Annotated in this window: 21 protein-coding genes, 2 tRNA genes and 1 other annotated feature; of the genes, 1 reads left to right on the forward strand and 22 read right to left on the reverse strand. The window is 33.6% G+C overall.

The genetic code is table 11. The annotated features are described in order from the left end of the window. Positions 1-17: 17 nt before the first annotated feature. From rpoB to N4T77_RS07995, 20 genes are all read right to left on the reverse strand, one after another. The gene (rpoB, locus tag N4T77_RS07900) at positions 18-3,716 is read right to left on the reverse strand and encodes a DNA-directed RNA polymerase subunit beta (RefSeq protein WP_261671217.1); all 3,699 of its coding nucleotides are present in this window, start codon (positions 3,714-3,716) and stop codon (positions 18-20) included. A 271-nt stretch (positions 3,717-3,987) separates the two neighbouring features. Further along, the gene (rplL, locus tag N4T77_RS07905; protein WP_261671218.1) at positions 3,988-4,353 is read right to left on the reverse strand and encodes a 50S ribosomal protein L7/L12; all 366 of its coding nucleotides are present in this window, start codon (positions 4,351-4,353) and stop codon (positions 3,988-3,990) included. A 49-nt stretch (positions 4,354-4,402) separates the two neighbouring features. After that, on the reverse strand, positions 4,403-4,903 hold the full coding sequence (gene rplJ / locus N4T77_RS07910) for a 50S ribosomal protein L10 (RefSeq protein WP_261671219.1): 501 nt from the start codon (positions 4,901-4,903) through the stop codon (positions 4,403-4,405). Between the two features lie 34 nt (positions 4,904-4,937). Continuing rightward, positions 4,938-5,069, reverse strand: a sequence feature (ribosomal protein L10 leader region). Positions 5,070-5,106: 37 nt separating this feature from the next. Next, positions 5,107-5,796: a 50S ribosomal protein L1 gene (gene rplA / locus N4T77_RS07915; RefSeq protein ID WP_261671220.1), complete on the reverse strand. Its 690-nt coding sequence runs from the start codon at positions 5,794-5,796 to the stop codon at positions 5,107-5,109. Between the two features lie 54 nt (positions 5,797-5,850). Next, on the reverse strand, positions 5,851-6,276 hold the full coding sequence (gene rplK / locus N4T77_RS07920; RefSeq protein ID WP_261671221.1) for a 50S ribosomal protein L11: 426 nt from the start codon (positions 6,274-6,276) through the stop codon (positions 5,851-5,853). Positions 6,277-6,348: 72 nt separating this feature from the next. Further along, on the reverse strand, positions 6,349-6,870 hold the full coding sequence (gene nusG / locus N4T77_RS07925; protein WP_261671222.1) for a transcription termination/antitermination protein NusG: 522 nt from the start codon (positions 6,868-6,870) through the stop codon (positions 6,349-6,351). A 47-nt stretch (positions 6,871-6,917) separates the two neighbouring features. Continuing rightward, complete coding sequence (secE, locus tag N4T77_RS07930; protein ID WP_261671223.1) at positions 6,918-7,148, reverse strand: preprotein translocase subunit SecE; 231 nt, start codon at positions 7,146-7,148, stop codon at positions 6,918-6,920. A 44-nt stretch (positions 7,149-7,192) separates the two neighbouring features. Next, the gene (rpmG, locus tag N4T77_RS07935; RefSeq protein ID WP_261671249.1) at positions 7,193-7,342 is read right to left on the reverse strand and encodes a 50S ribosomal protein L33; all 150 of its coding nucleotides are present in this window, start codon (positions 7,340-7,342) and stop codon (positions 7,193-7,195) included. A gap of 202 nt (positions 7,343-7,544) precedes the next feature. Beyond that, a complete protein-coding gene (gene tuf / locus N4T77_RS07940) occupies positions 7,545-8,738 on the reverse strand; it encodes an elongation factor Tu (protein ID WP_261671211.1) in 1,194 nt (397 codons plus the stop codon). A 77-nt stretch (positions 8,739-8,815) separates the two neighbouring features. Beyond that, positions 8,816-8,891, reverse strand: a tRNA-Thr gene (locus tag N4T77_RS07945). Positions 8,892-8,902: 11 nt separating this feature from the next. After that, positions 8,903-8,977: transfer RNA gene (locus N4T77_RS07950), tRNA-Gly, on the reverse strand. A gap of 82 nt (positions 8,978-9,059) precedes the next feature. Then, a complete protein-coding gene (gene sigH, locus N4T77_RS07955) occupies positions 9,060-9,698 on the reverse strand; it encodes an RNA polymerase sporulation sigma factor SigH (RefSeq protein ID WP_261671224.1) in 639 nt (212 codons plus the stop codon). 73 nt (positions 9,699-9,771) lie between these two features. Next, positions 9,772-10,284, reverse strand: coding sequence for an NYN domain-containing protein (locus N4T77_RS07960; protein ID WP_261671225.1), 513 nt, complete (start codon positions 10,282-10,284; stop codon positions 9,772-9,774). Next, a complete protein-coding gene (gene rlmB, locus N4T77_RS07965) occupies positions 10,281-11,081 on the reverse strand; it encodes a 23S rRNA (guanosine(2251)-2'-O)-methyltransferase RlmB (protein ID WP_261671250.1) in 801 nt (266 codons plus the stop codon). The genes N4T77_RS07960 and rlmB overlap by 4 nt, the downstream gene beginning before the upstream one ends. Before the next feature lie 115 nt (positions 11,082-11,196). After that, a complete protein-coding gene (gene thyX, locus N4T77_RS07970) occupies positions 11,197-11,931 on the reverse strand; it encodes an FAD-dependent thymidylate synthase (protein ID WP_261671226.1) in 735 nt (244 codons plus the stop codon). Continuing rightward, positions 11,932-12,357: a Mini-ribonuclease 3 gene (locus N4T77_RS07975; RefSeq protein ID WP_261671227.1), complete on the reverse strand. Its 426-nt coding sequence runs from the start codon at positions 12,355-12,357 to the stop codon at positions 11,932-11,934. Positions 12,358-12,387: 30 nt separating this feature from the next. Next, positions 12,388-13,785, reverse strand: coding sequence for a cysteine--tRNA ligase (gene cysS / locus N4T77_RS07980; protein WP_261671228.1), 1,398 nt, complete (start codon positions 13,783-13,785; stop codon positions 12,388-12,390). 279 nt (positions 13,786-14,064) lie between these two features. After that, a complete protein-coding gene (ispD, locus tag N4T77_RS07985) occupies positions 14,065-14,751 on the reverse strand; it encodes a 2-C-methyl-D-erythritol 4-phosphate cytidylyltransferase (protein WP_261671229.1) in 687 nt (228 codons plus the stop codon). 1 nt (position 14,752) lies between these two features. Beyond that, on the reverse strand, positions 14,753-15,856 hold the full coding sequence (locus N4T77_RS07990; RefSeq protein ID WP_261671230.1) for a PIN/TRAM domain-containing protein: 1,104 nt from the start codon (positions 15,854-15,856) through the stop codon (positions 14,753-14,755). A 116-nt stretch (positions 15,857-15,972) separates the two neighbouring features. After that, complete coding sequence (locus tag N4T77_RS07995; protein ID WP_261671231.1) at positions 15,973-16,443, reverse strand: CarD family transcriptional regulator; 471 nt, start codon at positions 16,441-16,443, stop codon at positions 15,973-15,975. 146 nt (positions 16,444-16,589) lie between these two features. Here N4T77_RS07995 and N4T77_RS08000 point away from each other — a divergent pair, with 146 nt between their 5' ends. After that, the gene (locus N4T77_RS08000; protein ID WP_261671232.1) at positions 16,590-16,994 is read left to right on the forward strand and encodes a DUF1573 domain-containing protein; all 405 of its coding nucleotides are present in this window, start codon (positions 16,590-16,592) and stop codon (positions 16,992-16,994) included. Between the two features lie 25 nt (positions 16,995-17,019). Here the strand turns inward: N4T77_RS08000 and disA are convergent, their stop codons facing one another. Both disA and radA read right to left on the reverse strand, forming a co-directional pair. Beyond that, positions 17,020-18,093: a DNA integrity scanning diadenylate cyclase DisA gene (gene disA / locus N4T77_RS08005; protein WP_261671233.1), complete on the reverse strand. Its 1,074-nt coding sequence runs from the start codon at positions 18,091-18,093 to the stop codon at positions 17,020-17,022. 15 nt (positions 18,094-18,108) lie between these two features. Continuing rightward, positions 18,109-19,464: a DNA repair protein RadA gene (gene radA / locus N4T77_RS08010; protein ID WP_261671234.1), complete on the reverse strand. Its 1,356-nt coding sequence runs from the start codon at positions 19,462-19,464 to the stop codon at positions 18,109-18,111. Between the last annotated feature and the right edge of the window lie 98 nt (positions 19,465-19,562).

The raw sequence follows: 19,562 nt of genomic DNA on the forward strand, positions 1-19,562 counted from the left end.
GGGTACATCCTCCCTTCCTAGTGTTCATCACCAAAATCATCTATTTCCAATTCACCTTGAAGATCATCTAAAGATAAATCTTCATAATCAATTTCTAACTCTTCATCACTATCTTCATTCTCGATATAATCATCAGTAGGAACTGGTGGAACCAATTCTTCATTTCCTTCAATATTAACACCTAAATCTTCTGCCTCTTCATCTACTGACTCTCTTAATTTTATCTCTTCATTGTCATCATTTAGGACTTTTACGTCAAGGCACAATGCTTGTAATTCCTTTATAAGTACCTTAAATGACTCTGGCACTCCTGGTTCAGGTATGTTTTCACCTTTTACAATTGCCTCATAAGTTTTAACCCTTCCAACTACATCGTCGGACTTCACAGTTAGTATTTCTTGAAGTGTATGAGCTGCTCCATATGCCTCAAGTGCCCAAACTTCCATTTCTCCAAATCTCTGTCCGCCAAACTGCGCTTTACCACCTAATGGCTGTTGGGTAACTAGTGAGTATGGTCCTGTAGATCTAGCATGAATCTTATCATCAACTAAGTGTGCAAGCTTTAATATATACATATATCCAACGGTTACTGGGTTGTCAAATGGTTCACCTGTTCTTCCATCATAAAGAACAGTCTTTCCATCTTCTCTATATCCAGCCTTTACTAGGCACTCTATTATTTCCCTTTCAGTTGCACCGTCAAATACAGGGGTAGCTATATGCCAACCTAATTCACTTGCAGCCCATCCTAGGTGAACCTCAAGTACCTGACCGATATTCATACGTGAAGGAACCCCTAGTGGATTTAGACATATTTGAAGTGGTCTTCCATCCGGTAAGAATGGCATATCTTCTTCTGGTAATACTCTAGAGATAACCCCTTTATTACCGTGTCTTCCTGCCATCTTATCTCCAACAGATATTTTTCTTTTTTGAGCTATATAGCATCTTACTAGTTTATTAACTCCAGGTGGAAGCTCATCTCCATTTTCCCTAGTAAATACTTTAACATCAACAATTATACCTGCTTCACCGTGAGGAACTCTAAGTGAAGTATCTCTAACTTCCCTAGCCTTTTCTCCAAAGATTGCTCTAAGTAATCTCTCTTCAGCTGTAAGTTCAGTTTCTCCTTTTGGTGTAACCTTTCCTACAAGTATATCTCCAGATCTTACCTCAGCACCTATTCTTATTATTCCTCTTTCATCTATGTCTTTTAATGCATCTTCTCCAACGTTCGGTATATCTCTTGTTATTTCTTCTGGTCCTAATTTTGTATCTCTTGCTTCAGCTTCATATTCTTCTATATGAATTGATGTAAATACATCATTCTTTACCAATTCTTCAGATATAAGCATAGCATCTTCATAATTGTATCCTTCCCAAGTTATGAAGCCCATTCTTATATTTTTACCTAATGCTATTTCTCCTAAGTCAGTAGAAGGACCATCTGATAATACTGTACCCTTCTCTACACGTTCATCTTTATTAACTATTGGTCTTTGATTTATACAAGTACCTTGGTTTGATCTTTTAAACTTAAGAAGTCTGTATACATCTATTCCTCCGTCAGAGTCTCTCTTAACTCTAACTTCGTTAGCACTTACATATACAACTGTTCCAGCATTTTTAGCCTTAGGTAGTACTCCTGAGTCAACAGCTGCCTTATACTCTATTCCAGTTCCTACAACAGGGGCTTGAGGCTTTAATAATGGCACTGCCTGACGCTGCATGTTTGATCCCATAAGAGCACGGCTGGCATCATCATTTTCAAGGAACGGTATCATAGCTGTAGCTACTGAAACTAATTGTCTTGGTGATACGTCCATAAAATCAACATCTTCACGAGGAACAACCATTATATCTTCCTTGTTTCTTACTGTTACCTTACTATCAACAAAATGTCCGTTTTCGTCAATAGGTTCGTTAGCCTGTGCTACTAGGTACTCATCTTCTTCATCTGCTGTTATATATATTAGTTTCTCAGTAACTACACCTGACTTTTTATCAACTTTTCTATAAGGAGTTTCTATAAATCCATAGTAATTTACCCTAGCATAAGTTGCTAATGAGTTAATAAGTCCTATATTGGGACCTTCAGGTGTTTCTATAGGACACATTCTACCATAGTGTGAGTGGTGAACGTCTCTTACTTCAAATCCTGCTCTTTCTCTTGAAAGACCTCCTGGACCTAGGGCTGAAAGTCTTCTCTTATTTGTTAACTCTGATAATGGATTTGTCTGATCCATGAACTGTGAAAGCTGAGAGCTTCCAAAGAATTCTTTTATGGATGCTGCTACTGGTCTTATATTTATTAACGCTTGCGGAGTTATAACTTCTTGATCTTGAATAGTCATTCTTTCTTTAACTACTCTTTCCATTCTTGAAAGACCTATTCTAAATTGATTCTGAAGAAGTTCTCCTACAGATCTAATTCTTCTATTACCAAGGTGATCAATATCATCTGTATGACCAATATTATAAGCTAATCCTAATTCATAGCTTACAGTAGCATATATATCATCTCTTATTATGTGTTTTGGTATTAACACGTGGATATTCTTTCTTAGTTGCTCTTTTATACTACTTTCATCACTGTAGTTATCCAAAATTTCCTTTAATGTAGGATAATGTACAAGTTCCTTTATATTTAAATCGTCTATATTAAAATCAATAAAGCTATGTATGTTTACAAAATTGTTTCCTATTACTTTAAGAACTTTATCTTCAACTTGAATATCTACTGCCCTTATACCACAATTTTGTATTTCAATTGCTTTCTCTCTATCAATCTTTTCGCCTTTTTGTACGAGAATCTCACCTGTTTGTGGGTTTACAATATCTTCATTTGATATTTGATTTGCAATTCTCAAATGAAGAGCTAATTTTTTATTAAACTTGTATCTTCCAACTCTTGATAAATCATATCTCTTAGGATCGAAGAACAAGGATTCAATAAGTGATTGTGCACTGTCAACTGTAGGTGGTTCTCCTGGTCTTAATCTCTTGTATATTTCAAGTAATGCTTCTTCACGAGTCTTTGTATTATCTTTCTCTATGGAAGCTTTCAATCTTTCATCCTCGCCGAAAAACTCTGTTATTTCAGCATCTGTACCATATCCCATAGATCTTATAAGTATGGTTATAGGTAATTTTCTTGTCTTGTCTATTCTCACATATATTATGTCATTTGAGTCTGTTTCATATTCTAGCCAAGCACCTCTGTTTGGTATTACAGTTGATGAAAAAAGCTTTTTACCTGTTTTATCAACTGCCATATCGTAATATACACCTGGTGATCTTACTAACTGACTTACAATAACTCTCTCCGCACCATTAATGATGAAGGTTCCTTGTTCTGTCATAAGAGGAAAGTCTCCCATGAACACTTCTTGTTCCTTTACTTCACCAGTTTCCTTGTTCAGTAATCTTACTTTTACTTTTAAAGGCGCTGCATATGTAGCATCTCTTTCTTTACATTCTTCAACTGAGTATTTGATATTATCCATATCTAACTTGTAGCCTACAAACTCAAGATTAAGATTAGCAGTATAATCCTGAATAGGATTAATATCATCAAACACTTCTTGCAAGCCTTCTCTTAGAAACCAATTATAGGAATCTAACTGCACCTCAATCAAATTAGGCATATCGCCAACTTCTTTAAGTTTGGAAAAGCTCATTCTCGTTCTCTTACCAACCTGGACAGGATGTACCATTGACTTTCACCCCTTGCATAAACTAAAAATAACCAAAAACACAACCTCTTTAAATGTGATTTTGGATTGATTACATTACCATCTTTTTAGTATAACCTTTTTTTTATAATTAATTCAATCTTTGATATAAAACTAAAATATTTGCATTATATTTAACTAATCAATGCAATTTATTATATTACCATAATAATAAACATTTGTCAATAAATAATGTCATTAAATTTTAAAAGAGGCACTTTTTATATAAAAAGTGCCTCTTTTTTATAAGATACTATTTTATTTCTACAGTAGCACCAACTTCTGCAAGTTTTGCCTTTATAGCTTCAGCATCTTCTTTGCTTACGCCTTCTTTTAATGTCTTAGGAGCTCCGTCAACTACTTCTTTAGCTTCCTTTAATCCTAAACCAGTTAATTCTCTAACTGCTTTTATAACCTTTATCTTTTCTGATCCAGCGTTAGCTAATACTACGTCGAATTCAGTCTTTTCTTCTGCTGCTGCACCTGGTGCTGCAACACCTGCAACTGCTACTGGAGCAGCTGCGCTTACTCCGAATTCCTCTTCACATGCTTTTACTAACTCGTTTAATTCTAAAACGCTCATTTCTTTTATAGCTTGAATTATTTCTTCTCTAGTCATTATTAGACACCTCCAAAATTTCTCTTCAACAAATTATTATTTATTCAAATTAAGCTTCTTCTGATTCTTTCTTTTCTTTAACAGCATTTAATAAGTATGCTAGGTTTGACATTGGAGCTTTGAAGCTTCCAAGTAATTGAGCAAGTAAAACTTCTCTTGGTGGTATTTTAGCAAGTTGTTGAACTTTATCAGTATCAAATATTTCTCCTTGAACAACTCCACCTTTTAACTCCATCTTCTTATGATTTTTTGCAAAATCATTTAAGATTCTTGCAGGAGCTGTTGGATCTTCATATCCGAATGCTACTGAAACTGGTCCTTCAAGGATGCTTTCAACACCATCAAATCCTAGTTCTCTTGCTGCTAATGTAGTTAAAGTATTTTTGTAAACTTTATACTCTACACCAGCTTCTCTTAATTGCTTTCTAAGCTCTGTATCTTCTTCAACAGTTAATCCTTGATACTTAGCGAAGATTATACCTTGAGCTTTTTCCATTTTTTCCTTTATTTCTAACACTTTAGCTTCTTTTATTTCTCTATTTTTTCCCACTGTGTGTCCACCTCCTCACAGTTTAAAATTAATGTTATACAAATTTAAAGGTCTCCCCGTAGACGTAGAGAGACCAGTTATAATCACTTATATCGGAACCCTCGGTAGGTTGGTATAACCGTTATGCATTCGCACCTACTGTCTACGGAATATTTACTTATTAACCTCTAATATTGTACATTAACTTTTAATCTATGTCAATATTAATCTAATGCTTTTACTGGATTTATTTTTATTCCAGGTCCCATAGTAGCTGAAACTACTACAGATTTTAAGTATTGACCTTTAGCAGCTGCTGGTTTTGCCTTTATAACAGCTTCCATCAATACACGGAAGTTTTCAAGTAATTTTTGCTCTCCAAATGATCTTTTACCAATTGGAACGTGAACTATAGCAGTTTTATCAACTCTATATTCAACCTTACCAGCTTTAATGTCTGCTACAGCTTTTGCTACATCAAAAGTAACTGTACCTGACTTTGGATTCGGCATTAAACCCTTAGGTCCTAATACTCTACCTAGTCTACCAACAACACCCATCATATCTGGAGTTGCAACAACTACGTCAAAATCAAACCAGTTTTCTTTTTGTATTTTATCAACTAACTCTTCTGCTCCTACAAACTCAGCGCCTGCAGCTTCAGCTTCCTTAGCCTTATCACCTTTTGCAAAAACTAAAACTCTAACTTTTTTACCAGTTCCGTGAGGAAGTACTACAGCTCCTCTAACCTGTTGATCTGCATGTCTTGGATCAACTCCAAGTCTTAATGCTAGCTCAATAGTTTCATCAAATTTAGCTTTTGATGTTTTTACAGCAAGCTCTATAGCTTCTGATGATGTATATAGAACACTTCTATCAACAAGCTTAACGCTTTCATTGTAATTCTTTCCCATTTTGTATCCTCCTTCGTGGTTTTAACGGTTATTACCTCCCACTATTTTGGTTAACTATTCTTCTACAACTATTCCCATGCTTCTTGCTGTTCCTGCTACCATGCTCATAGCAGCTTCAATAGTTCCTGCATTTAAGTCTGGCATCTTTGTTTCAGCTATTTGTCTAACTTGTTCTTTAGTTACTTTAGCAACTTTAGTTCTGTTTGGTACGCCAGATCCACTTTCAATTCCTGCTGCTTTCTTTAATAATACTGCTGCAGGTGGAGTTTTTAGTATAAAACTAAAAGATCTGTCCTGATATACAGTGATTACTACAGGAATTATTAGTCCTGCTTGGTTAGCAGTCTTAGCGTTAAATTCTTTACAGAATCCCATAATGTTTACCCCATGCTGTCCAAGTGCTGGTCCAACAGGTGGTGCTGGAGTTGCTTTTCCTGCAGGAAGTTGAAGTTTAATCATTCCTACTACTTTTTTAGCCATGAATTTACACCTCCTAAAATGTGGTTATACGGACTTTTGTCCTCCCACTTGTTAAGACTTACGTCTTACAAACTAATCTAATTTTTCTATTTGATTAAAATCAAGTTCAACAGGGGTTTCCCTGCCAAACATGTTAACTAATGCTTTGATTTTTCTCTTTTCAGTATTGATTTCTTGAATAATAGCCGGGAAGTTTTCTAATGGGCCAGATTTAACTTTAATGTTTTCTCCGACTTCAATATCTACATTAACAGGTTTTTCAGATATACCCATTGCCTTAACTTCTTCATCAGTTAACGGTACTGGTTTTGATCCTGGACCTACAAATCCTGTTACTCCCCTAGTATTTCTAACTATATACCAAGAATCATCTGTCATTATCATATGCACTAAGACATATCCCGGAAAAATCTTTCTTTGTGTTATTTTCTTCTTACCATCTTTAATTTCAACTTGTTCTTCTATAGGAACTTGAACATCATCTATCCAATGATATAAATTTCTATTTTCGATGGTTTTTTCAAGGTTTGCTTTAACCTTATTCTCATAACCAGAATATGTGTGTACTACATACCATCTAGCTTTATCTGCCATAATTCAAGGGACGGGAATCTTCTCTCGACCCCTACCTCCTTTTTATGTTATTTAAAGATTACTCCAATAAGATTCTTAAATCCAAAATCAAGTAATCCAACTATTATTACATATATAACACAAAATGTCATAACTGTTGCTGTTGCTTTTTTTACATTTTCTTTAGAGGCCCAAGTTATTCTCTTAGTTTCTGCTTTTAACTCTTTAAAAAAACTAATAACTCCGTTTCCGGATGCTGCTGATTTGTTTACTTTTTTTACATTGTCCTGTGCAGCCATTTTTTCACATCCTCATTATTTTAATTCAACGCCTCTATGTAATGTTATTTTGTTTCTTTGTGAGCTGTATGTTTATGGCAAAATGGGCAGTACTTTCTCATTTCTAATCTGTCAGGATCATTCTTTTTGTTCTTCATTGTGTTGTAATTTCTTTGTTTACAATCTGTACATGCTAATGTTATTTTTATTCTCATTGCTTCCACCTCCTGAAACATGCTTATCTATAATGTCAAAACATTGTTTGTTGCTATTTATAAATGTGCATTACTTAGATAATTTATCACAACTTAGTTATTATGTCAATTGAAATTAAAAGTATATATTAGCACTAATTTACATTAACCTTCTATACTTTTAAAAGGACTAGGTATAGAAACCCAGTCCTACAACTTATAATTACTCTTCTATTTTAGAAACAACTCCTGAACCTACAGTTCTTCCGCCTTCTCTTATAGCAAATCTTAATCCTTCATCCATTGCTACTGGAGTGATTAATTCAACTTTCATGTCTATGTGGTCTCCAGGCATAACCATTTCCATTCCTTCTGGTAATTTGATTGATCCTGTAACGTCTGTTGTTCTGAAGTAGAACTGTGGTCTATATCCATCGAAGAATGGAGTGTGTCTTCCACCTTCTTCTTTTTTTAGTACGTATACTTGACCTACGAACTTCTTATGTGGATGTACTGAACCTGGTTTTGCTAATACTTGACCTCTTTCGATATCATCTCTTTGAACACCTCTTAATAATGCTCCGATGTTATCTCCTGCCATCGCTTGATCAAGAAGCTTTCTGAACATTTCTACTCCTGTACATACAGTTTTGCCCTTTTCTTCTTTTATTCCTACGATTTCTACTTCGTCTCCAACTTTTAATATTCCACTTTCAACTCTTCCAGTTGCAACTGTTCCTCTTCCTGTTATTGTGAATACATCTTCTACAGGCATTAAGAATGCTTTGTCAGTTGCTCTTTCTGGAGTTGGAATGTAGCTGTCTACTGCAGCCATTAAGTCCATTATTGGTTTTATTGCTTCTTCATCTGTTGGGTTTTCTAATGCTTTTAATGCTGATCCAGCTACGATTGGAGTATCATCTCCTGGGAAGTTGTACTCGCTTAATAATTCTCTAACTTCCATTTCTACTAATTCTAATAATTCTGCATCGTCTACCATGTCAGCTTTATTTAAGAATACTACTATGTAGTCAACACCAACTCTTGATGCTAGTAGTATGTGCTCTCTTGTTTGTGGCATTGGACCATCTGCTGCACTTACAACTAAGATAGCTCCATCCATCTGTGCTGCTCCTGTTATCATGTTCTTAACATAGTCAGCGTGTCCTGGACAATCAACGTGTGCATAGTGTCTGTTTTCTGTTTCATATTCAACGTGTGCTGTGTTGATTGTGATTCCTCTTTCTCTTTCTTCTGGTGCTTTATCTATTGCTGCATAATCAAATGCTTCTGCAAATCCCTTTTTTGATAATACTGTTGTTATTGCTGCTGTTAATGTTGTTTTACCGTGGTCTACGTGTCCTATTGTTCCTATGTTTACGTGTGGTTTGTTTCTTTCAAATTTTGCTTTTGACATTTTATTGTTCCTCCTTGTTTCATAAACATTTTATTTAGGTAAACTCACCCTGGTGTGTTGTGAACTTTAAATATTATTGGAGCCCATGACCGGGATTGAACCGGTGACCTCCACCTTACCAAGGTGACGCTCTGCCGACTGAGCTACATGGGCAATTTTATCACTGGAGCGAGAAACGGGGATTGAACCCGCGACAGCCAGCTTGGGAAGCTGGTGTTCTACCGCTGAACTACTCTCGCTCACTTATTTCAAAATCATCGTAAAAGTTATATACCGATTATCAATTTTAATACAATTAAGTGATTTTGTCAATATGTATTTCTATTTATCGTTTAAACATTTTTCTAACTTTCTTTTAACTCTCTGCAGTGCATTATCTATTGATTTAGCGTGCCTATCTAAGTCACATGCAATCTCCTGGTAGGATTTACCATCAAGATATGACATTAATACTTCCATCTCTAGGCTTGATAATACTTCACCAATTTCATTTTGTATGTGATTTAACTCTTCCCTACTTATAATAAGCTCCTCAGGGTCTGCAACTCTGGCCTCAGATAACACATCTAACAAAGTTCTATCTGACTCTTCGTCATATATAGGTTTGTTTAGGGAAACATACGTATTTAACGGTATATGCTTTTGCCGAGTAGCAGTTTTTATGGCAGTTATTATCTGTCTTGTAACACACAATTCTGCAAAAGCCTTAAAAGAAGATAACTTATCGGATTTAAAATCTCTAATGGCCTTATATAAACCTATCATTCCCTCTTGGTATATATCTTCTTTATCTGCACCAATTAAAAAATACGACTTAGCTTTAGATTTAACAAAGTTTTCATATTTGTTAATAAGGTACTCTTGAGCTCTAATATCCCCTTTTTTTGCTTCTATAACAATTTCCTCATCTAACTTACCTTCAAAGGAGGAATTTTTAGCAATATAACCCCTTTTCTCCAAGGTATCCCCTCCACAACAAATATAGGCCACACAATTGATTATACATTAAACCTAAATTTACAGTCAATAGATTTCACTTGCTTCTTCGAATTTTTTCAAGTTCTTCCAATATATTCTCAGAAACCCTGTCTTGTAATGTATGTCTCTTTTCAGAATACTTTTTTCTTATTCTGCTTTTTATTTTTAATTCTACAGATTTTATTTCATGATAAAACTCTATAGATGACATCCTGACAGCCCCTCTTTGAAAGACAATCTGCTGTTCTAATGAGTCTGAAGTCACGACACATACCTCTGATTTTCGACCTATTCTGTTAACTTCTCTCTCAATGAAATTATCTGCAGTTTCTCCTTCTCTTGTAAATATAACTATAATATAATCACTAATCTTTTCTCTTTTCTCTATACTGCCGCTTACCATATGAGCGTCAAAAACTATAAAGATCTTATGGCCTTTATATGCTGCATAGTTACTTAAAGTCTCTATCAATTCCTGTCTAGCCGATTCGAAGCTGTATCCCTTCACATCTTTCAATCCTGGCCAGCTATTTATTACATTATATCCATCTACAAAAATATTTTTCACTTTTTATCACATTTTATTTTTTGTTTTAAAATTTCATACATTAATATACCTCCCGCCACAGAAGCATTTAAAGATGATATTTTCCCTACCATAGGTATTTTTATAAGAGCGTCACATTTTTCCTTTGTAAGCTTTAGAATACCCTTTCCTTCACTTCCTATAATGAGAGCTACAGGTCCAGAAAGATTAGCTTCAAAACAGAAGTCTTCTCCAGCCATGTCTGCTCCATACACCCATATTCCTTTTTCCTTAAGCTTATCTATAGTAGAATTTAAGTTGGTAACCTTTGCTATTTTCATATATTCAATAGCTCCAGCTGAAGTCTTATATACAGTAGGAGTAACGCCAACATTTCTTCTTTTAGGTATAATGATACCATGTGCTCCACAGGTTTCTGCAGTTCTAATTATTGAACCAAAGTTATGTGGATCTTCTATCTCATCAAGAATAACTATAAAAGGATTTTCCCCTTTGTCTTCCGCATATTTTAATATATCTTCTACCTCAAAATACTTGTAAGGTGTAACTTGAGCTACTACTCCTTGGTGAGCTCCAGTTTCAGACATCTGGTCTAATTTTCTTCTATCAACATATTTAACTACAACATTCTTTTCTTTTGCAAGTCCTAATATTACATTTACTGATCCAGAGATATCACCGTTAGCAATTAATATCTGCTCAATAGTTCTATCAGAACGCAAAGCCTCAATAACTGCATTTCTACCTTCAATTATATCTTCTCTAGCTTCTACAGTTATGGCTTTGTTGAAGTTATTATCTTTTCCCTTTGATTTTATAGTTTTTTCTTTTGAACCTCTTCTAGTTTCTTTCACACTATTACCTCTTTCACTTTATAGATTTAGTACGTAGACAAAATTAAAGTCTCCTAATAACTTCTTCTAACCACATCTATTAAACATATCTTTTTCTTACTTCTTCCGCTTTTCCACAAGTCATTTTTCCTTCTGGACACATCCCAGTGACACAGGAAGGGCCACACTTACTAAATAGAACAGGTGCAACTTTCTTAACTTGAATTAGCATTTCATTAGCTAACTCTCTAATTTCCCACTGAGCTCTGTTACAACATCTGTGCCTAAAGAAATTCATTAAACTTCTAGCATTCATTGTGAAAATAATTTTAGTTTCACATGCGTTTGGAAAAACATATCTGGCATCTTCAATTGCCATTTTTTCTGCCGCCAAAGGCTCTATGCCATTTTTCAGGTATTTATCCTTTAATTTATCCGTTAACTGACTATAAGCCTGCTGACTATTTTGCATCGCACTAATAAAAATCTCTTTTGTCTCGCCATCTTTTTCAATTTCAGGAGGAATGATATACTCGAACTGCTCAAGCTTCACATATCTTTGACTCTGTTGTGAATATGAAGCTATTCTATGCCTTACTAGCTGATGAGTTAAACTTCTTGATACACCCTCAACAGCAAATGTAAATGATACATGCTCTACTGGAGATTCATGCCCATATGACATAAGCATATTAAGAAATTTTTCAGCTCGTTCGTCTTGTAAATTCTCCTGTATCTGATCTATTCCTGAAGCACTGTAACACAGCTTTGCCGCTGATGCTATAACTTTCTCAGGATTAGGCGTATATTCCATTAGCTTCACTTTAAGTTTCATCTATATTCCCCCATTTGCATGTAAATCTACAATAGTGTTAAGCAGATATTCTAGTCTTTCAGATTGTTCTGTTATGTACAGAAATCCTATCAAGGATTCAAAACCAGTAGCAAATCTATATTCTTGAATATCTGCATTTTTAGGAGTTGTAGCTGATTTGGAATTTCTTCCTCTCTTGAAGAAATATATTTCTTCCTCATTCAGTTTATCCTCTAGCTTCTTTATAAACTCACTCTGTGCATGTGCTTTAACAAATTCTATAGCCTTTTTATGAAGTTTATGTACGGACATATCTCTATTCTTTTCTACTAAATATGCTCTTACAAAAACTTCATAAACAGAATCGCCTACATAGGCCAGCACTAAAGGATTTATTTGTCTAGCATCCTCTATAGTAAATTTACCTTTTATTAAGTTAAAATTCATTTGAATTCTCCATTCTAAATTTGTATCATGCTAAATTCTTTTCCATCTCACACCTTGTGGGGTGTCTTCGAGAATAATTCCTTGAGCCTTTAAATCATCTCTTATTTTATCTGAAAGTGCCCAGTCTTTATTTTTTCTTGCTTGCTGTCTCTGCTCTATAAGTCTCTCTATTTCCTCTTCTAAATTACCTCTTTTTGAAACTTGTAATATTCCTAAAGGTTCACCAAGTTCTCTTATCAAGTCTAGTGAATACTCAACTAATTCCTTTGATGAACTTGTTCCAACATTTGTATTAATCTCTCTTGCTAAATCAAAGATAACAGATATAGCATCTGCAGTATTAAAATCATCATCCATCTTTTCTATATATTTTTCTTTATATGAGTTAAGCTTCTTAATATACTCTTCCTCAGTAGAAGTCATATTATCTAAGGAAACTTCACCTAATAAATTTTCTAAATTTGCAATTGAATTATATAATCTATCTACTGCTGCTTTAGTAGAGTCTAATAACTCTAAGCTGAAGTTTATCTGAGTCCTATAATGCCCTGATAACATAAACATTCTTACAACATCTGAATCATATTTCTCTAGTATTTCCCTTGCGGTAAAGAAGTTGTTAAGTGATTTTGACATCTTTTGATTATTTACATTTACGAATGCAGAATGCATCCAGTATCTTGCAAAAGTTTTTCCTGTTCTACCTTCACTTTGTGCTATTTCATTTTCATGGTGTGGGAATGATAGGTCTGAGCCTCCTGCATGTATATCTATAGTTTCTCCTAACAAATCATGGGCCATACATGAGCACTCTATGTGCCAACCTGGTCTTCCCATTCCCCATGGACTTTCCCAAGCAGGCTCTCCTGGCTTTTGACTTTTCCATACTGCGAAATCCATTGGATCCTTTTTTCTTTCATCCACATCTATTCTTGATCCTAATTGCAACTCCTCAAGATTTTGACCTGACAACTTTCCGTATCCTTCAAACTTTTTAGTATTAAAGTATACGTCTCCGTTTACCTCATAAGCGTAGCCTCTATTTATTAATTCTTTTATAAAATCAACTATTTGATCTATATAATGAGTTGCTCTTGGATTTACAGTAGCTCTCTCTATATTTAAAGCATCTGCATCTTTATAGTACTCTTCTATAAATCTATCACCTAATTCCTTAACAGTAATACTTTCTTCATTAGCTCTCTTGATCATCTTATCATCAATGTCTGTAAAGTTCTGTATAAATCTAACTTTATATCCTCTATACTCGAAATATCTTCTTACAGTATCAAAAACTACAAAAGTTCTTGCATTACCTATATGAAAGAAATTATAGACCGTAGGCCCACATACATACATCTTAACTTCTCCCTCTTTTAGAGGAACGAATTCTTCTTTTTTTCTTGTCATTGTATTAAATACTTTCATACTAATCTATACCCCCTAATTAGGCTTATTTTTTCATTTATCTTTAATATTATCCTTAAAATAACAAAATAGTCTAAATACTTCATCAAAAGTAAAAATTTAATTACCTAAACATTTTAACATATAATCAAAACTTATTTAACCCTTATTTTAGTATTTCCATTAGTATCTAAAAATATAGTATAAACAACCTTGTATAACCATGTTGAGGTAATTAATAAACCTAAATATTTAACTAAGTCTCTTACCGCATAAGCAATAAGAGACTTAGTTACTAATCTAAAAATTTTCAATTATCTTCTCAGCTATATAAATATCCCCTGGTGTGGTGATTTTTATATTATCATAACTTCCTTCGTATAGGTATGCCTTATTACCATATAACTCAGCTACTGATGTATCATCTGTAACATTAATATTACTCTGTGACAATTTGCTATGGCAATCAAAAATTAGACTATACTTGAAACATTGCGGTGTTTGTACAGAGAACAACTTGTTCCTATCAGGAGTTTTATATGAAAATCCATTTTCATCTCTAATTTTTATTGTATCTTTAGGAACTACACCACAAGCACAGGCACCGTACAATTTAGCATTTTCTATGCCATCTCTTATAATCCTTTCAGTTACAAAAGGTCTTGCCCCATCATGAATTAATACAATTTCACAATCCTGCAATTCCTTTAAGCCATTATATACCGAGTTATATCTTTCCTCTCCACCGGCAACAACCTTTAATACCTTCTCTATTTTATATCTTTCCACTATTTCTTTTCTACAATATTCTATCTCATCTTTTGCACATACAACAACTATTCCGTCTATAAGTTTACTCTTAGAAAATGTATTTAGCGAGTAGTATAAAACAGGATTATTATTTATGTTTAGGAACTGTTTATTTACATTAGCCCCCATTCTTTTTCCTTTACCCGCTGCTACGATAATTGCATAATTTTTTCCCATATTAAACTTCCTCTTTCTGCTTTGCAAAAATCATCCTGCCGGCTGCTGTTTGAAGTACTGACGTAACAATAACATCCTTAATCTCTCCAATATGCTTTCTGCCGCCTTCTACAACTATCATAGTTCCATCATCAAGGTATGCAACTCCTTGGCCTGACTCTTTACCATCCTTAATTATCTGTATTCTCATCTCTTCACCTGGAAGCACTACAGGTTTAACTGCATTAGCAAGTTCATTTATATTTAGAACAGGTACTCTTTGAAATTCTGCAACCTTATTTAAATTGTAATCATTAGTCACAACTTTACCATTTAAGACTTGAGCAAGTTTTAATAGTTTGCTGTCCACTTCTGATATTTCTGGAAAGTCCTTCTCATATATCTGAACTTCTACATTTAATTCGTTCTGTATCTTGTTTAAAATATCTAAACCTCTTCTACCTCTATTTCTTTTTAATCCATCAGAAGAATCTGCTATGTGTCGTAATTCTTCTAATACAAAGTTAGGTATTATTAAAGTTCCTTCTACAAATCCAGTTTGGCATATGTCAAATATTCTTCCATCTATTATTACAGATGTATCTAATATCTTTGGATACCCCTTATACTCTGCTTTAGCTTTCTTATCCTTACTGGAACCCGCCTTTTTAATGCTTATATTAGAAAATAAAGCTATTAGTTCTTCTCTCTTTCTTATAGCTATGTTTCCACCTAATGCTGCCATTACTACTGCTACAACTACGGCCAAAACAGCCCCTATTATAGGTATTCGAGCTAGTAAATCAACAAATAGTGCTGCGATTGCAAGTCCAATGATACTTCCTAAAGTACCAAACAAAATTTCAGTTGCAGATAGCTTTTGGATATTCTTTTCGATATAGTCCATAATTTTCATAATAACTGCATTAATCCAGGGCGAGATTAAAAATAATATAATTCCAAAAAATACAGTTGATAAAATTAAAAATAATACCGTTTTTATAGGACTAGTACTGATATATCCTAAGTTTGTAAAATATTTAGTATGAATTATTTCATCACCTACTAAATAGCCTAATAATAGGCCTATTATTGTAAAAAGCCCCCTCAATATTTTTTTTAACAATAGTATCACCTCCTCTTTAATTGTTAACAAATTTTGCATTTTTAAATCCTGTTAATATCTAATATATATTAATAATCTATTTTTTTCAATAAAACTTAGTTTATTTAATAAATTGTTCACCTTACATTTCTTATTTTACTCAAAGCATCTTCCATAGAAATATCAAATATTAACATAATTTCACTAGCTAGCATAATTTCAGCCTTGTATAGTATTTTTCTTTCTCCTGGAGGCAAGTTCCCCATAAGTTTCAGATAATATAAATCTCTTATAACCTCACATATTTTTATAGTATTGCCACTTTTTATTTTATCATTATTGTTTCGATATCTCTTACCCCACTTTTTTTCAATTTCATTTGGATTGTTTTTTATTATATTTAATGCTTCTTCCATTTCTTCCTTAGTAATAACAGATCTTACTTCATATTCTCGTATATTATCTTCAGGCATATATAGATTTATATTATTAAGTAATAAGCAAATGCTTATATACTTTCTACTTTTATCATATTCATTATCTTCTACTTCTGACATAATGCCAGCACCATATTTTGGTACAAAGACTTTTGGTCCATTATTTGGCATGCTAATCCCCCTATTCATATAATCGTTCTTGATTTATTATATAGAAGGAAAGTAAAATTCGTACTATATTTATTGACAAAATTGTCTGAAAAAAACTATAATTAATCTGTAGATGTTAACTTAATCTATGTAAGGAGTTGAACCTGATGAAAGATGTAATTTTTGATGATTTTCAAAATGCAGTAGATGACTCTCTAATTAGACATAAAAGTATTTTAGATATAATGACAAAACTTCAGGAGTCAAATGGGAGAGTAAATAGGGCAGTTGCAAAGTCAATTACAAACTGTGGCTGTGTCCAAGTAAATGGTAAAAAACAACATTTCCCAGAGGATGATGATGCTATAAATATAGAGTCATTAAAGGATTCCTTTACAACCCACATTGATGGTAAACTATGTGATAATTGTAGAGATGTGATTGAAAGAGAACTTGGAAATAATCTTTTCTATTTAGCTTCTCTTTGTAACACTTTAGATTTAAATCTATATGATGTACTCCTTAAAGAATATGACAAAATAAATACATTAGGTAAATATTCCTTTAGATAAAAATTAGCACAAAATAATGGTTACATTATTTTGTGCTAAAATTATTATCTATCATAATCTGTTCCCTTAATCTTCTAAGTCCATTTTTTATAGCCCTAGCTCTCGCTTCACCTATGCCTTCAACTTTATCTAACTGTTCGTAAGATGCTTCCATTACGCCCTTAAGTTCTTTAAAGTTTCTAACTAAATTTTCTATTACATTTGTAGGTATTCTTGGGATTTTATTTAGCATCCTATATCCTCTTGGCGATATAAGCGTATCAACTAATGGTACTCCCGCATACCCCAAAAACTTTGAAATGAAATCTAAGTTTAGCAACTCTTCAGATCCCATAGTCTGCATTTGTTTGTATATATCATTATAATCCATATCATTCTGACAATAATCTCTTATTAGCAATATTCCATCCTGCTCAACACTTTTTACCAGTTCATTAAGCTGCATAGAGATAAGTCTACCTTCATTACCTAATTCACATGTATATCTTTCAATTTCTGATACTATTCTCATTACCATCTCGGTTCTTTGGATTCCAGTTACAACATCAAATAAAGTTACTAGATCCTGAAATTCTAGTATGTTTAAGTTGCTTACTACTCTATCTAATACCGCTACATACTTCTCTAAAGTTTGTAGTGCCTGATTTGCTCTTCCAAGTATTACACTACTATCTCTTAATACGTATTTTATACTGCCTTTATATACCGTTATTATATGTCTTCTTTGAGAAATAGCTACCACTATCGCCCCTGTCTGTTTGGCTACCCTATCTGCTGTTCTATGTCTAGTGCCAGTTTCAAAAGTAGGAATGCTAGAGTCCGGGATCAGCTGGGCATTAGCATAAATAATCCTCTTTAAATCGCTACTTAGTACTATTGAGCCATCCATCTTAGCAAGTTCGTAAACATAGGAAGGACTATATTCAGAATTAATAGTAAATCCTCCATCAACTATCTTTAATATCTGTTCATTGTCCCCTAATACAAGTAGACCTCCTGTTTTGGCTCTTAATATATTTTCGAGTCCATCTCTAAGCTGAGTGCCTGGAGCCATCAACTTAAGTATATTCATAAGTTCTTTATCTTTTTCTAATCTCAAAATAATCACCCTATACTAAAAAACTTTGTTTACCGCTTCCTTTAGCGAAGATACCGCAATTATGTTTATATCTTTATTTTTTATTTTTTCCTTATTTCTGAAAGGTATTATTATATTTTTAAATCCCATTTTTTCTGCTTCATTTACAAGCCTATCACAAAAAGCTACAGGTCTTACCTCTCCAGTAAGTCCAATTTCTCCCACTACCAATAGTTTTTCTAAACTTATCTCTTTAGATTTTATACTAGAAACAAGTGCTAAAGCAACCCCTAAGTCCCCAAAAGTCCCTCCAATATTAAGCCCACCTACTACATTTACGTATACATCACAATTATAAAAAGGAACTCTTAACTTTTTTTCCAACACTGCTAAAATTAGATTTAGCCTTGAACTCTCTACTCCAATAGTAGTACGCCTTGGCATAACAGCCTTAGTTTCACTAACTAGGGCTTGTATTTCCACTAAAATTGGTCTAGTTCCTTCCATTATTCCTATAACTAAAGACCCCTCTTTTTGAAATCCTGCTTCCTCTAAAAAAACAGCGGATGGGTTTGGTACTTCCTCCAATCCACTCTCCCTCATCTCAAAAACACCAATCTCACTCGTTGTACCAAAACGATTTTTTATAGTTCTTAGAACTCTAAATTCTTCAGTTCTTTCACCTTCAAAGGATAGTACGGTATCTACCATGTGCTCAAGTACCCTAGGCCCCGCAAGTTCACCCTGCTTAGTAACATGTGCTACTATAAAGAATGATACATTTTTACTTTTCCCCATACGCATAATATCGTTAGCACTTTCACGAACTTGAGACACACTTCCTGGTGCCGAAGAGATAGATTGTTTGAAAAGTGTTTGTATAGAGTCAATTATTACAAATACCGGTTGAATACTCTCAATATGTTCTTCTATTTTATCCAAATTAGTCTCGGAAACTATATACAAATTTTCAGATATAACCTCTAGCCTATCCCCTCTCATTTTTATTTGTTCTTCTGATTCTTCTCCAGAAATATATAATATCTTTCCATATCTTTTAGCAATATTATTAGCAGTTTGCAGAAGCAACGTGGATTTTCCTATACCTGGTGCTCCAGATATTAGCGTAAGTGATCCCTTTACTATTCCTCCTCCCAATACTCTATTTAACTCAATTATTCCTGTATCAAATCTATCATATTCACTAGATTTTATATTTACTATACTTTTCGGTTCACTATTTGAACTTATAGATATTCTTGATGAATTACTTTCAACTTTCACTTCTTCAACTAAACTATTCCATGTATTACAGCTGGGGCATTTTCCAAGCCACTTTAACGATTCATATCCACACTCTTGACATACAAAAGTGGTTTTATTCTTCGCCATTAAAACCACCTCCCTCTATACAAAATATAATTATACAGTATTATAGTAATATGGTGTTAATAATAATTAAAAATTTTTAAAAATAAAACAATGTATAA

Origin of the sequence: Clostridium sp. CX1 (assembly GCF_025398335.1) — a bacterium.
In the GTDB taxonomy this organism is placed as follows: Bacteria; Bacillota; Clostridia; order Clostridiales; family Clostridiaceae; genus Clostridium_AM; species Clostridium_AM tanneri.

What these genes read in the sequence shown, in the direction of transcription:
- rpoB (WP_261671217.1), bottom strand. Translation starts at nt 3,716, where the DNA reads ATGGTACATCCTGTCCAGGTTGGTAAGAGAACGAGAATGAGCTTTTCC.
- rplL (WP_261671218.1), bottom strand. Translation starts at nt 4,353, where the DNA reads ATGACTAGAGAAGAAATAATTCAAGCTATAAAAGAAATGAGCGTTTTA.
- rplA (WP_261671220.1), bottom strand. Translation starts at nt 5,796, where the DNA reads ATGGGAAAGAATTACAATGAAAGCGTTAAGCTTGTTGATAGAAGTGTT.
- rplK (WP_261671221.1), bottom strand. Translation starts at nt 6,276, where the DNA reads ATGGCTAAAAAAGTAGTAGGAATGATTAAACTTCAACTTCCTGCAGGA.
- nusG (WP_261671222.1), bottom strand. Translation starts at nt 6,870, where the DNA reads ATGGCAGATAAAGCTAGATGGTATGTAGTACACACATATTCTGGTTAT.
- secE (WP_261671223.1), bottom strand. Translation starts at nt 7,148, where the DNA reads ATGGCTGCACAGGACAATGTAAAAAAAGTAAACAAATCAGCAGCATCC.
- rpmG (WP_261671249.1), bottom strand. Translation starts at nt 7,342, where the DNA reads ATGAGAATAAAAATAACATTAGCATGTACAGATTGTAAACAAAGAAAT.
- tuf (WP_261671211.1), bottom strand. Translation starts at nt 8,738, where the DNA reads ATGTCAAAAGCAAAATTTGAAAGAAACAAACCACACGTAAACATAGGA.
- thyX (WP_261671226.1), bottom strand. Translation starts at nt 11,931, where the DNA reads ATGAAACTTAAAGTGAAGCTAATGGAATATACGCCTAATCCTGAGAAA.
- N4T77_RS07975 (WP_261671227.1), bottom strand. Translation starts at nt 12,357, where the DNA reads ATGAATTTTAACTTAATAAAAGGTAAATTTACTATAGAGGATGCTAGA.
- cysS (WP_261671228.1), bottom strand. Translation starts at nt 13,785, where the DNA reads ATGAAAGTATTTAATACAATGACAAGAAAAAAAGAAGAATTCGTTCCT.
- ispD (WP_261671229.1), bottom strand. Translation starts at nt 14,751, where the DNA reads ATGGGAAAAAATTATGCAATTATCGTAGCAGCGGGTAAAGGAAAAAGA.
- N4T77_RS07995 (WP_261671231.1), bottom strand. Translation starts at nt 16,443, where the DNA reads ATGCCAAATAATGGACCAAAAGTCTTTGTACCAAAATATGGTGCTGGC.
- N4T77_RS08000 (WP_261671232.1), top strand. Translation starts at nt 16,590, where the DNA reads ATGAAAGATGTAATTTTTGATGATTTTCAAAATGCAGTAGATGACTCT.
- radA (WP_261671234.1), bottom strand. Translation starts at nt 19,464, where the DNA reads ATGGCGAAGAATAAAACCACTTTTGTATGTCAAGAGTGTGGATATGAA.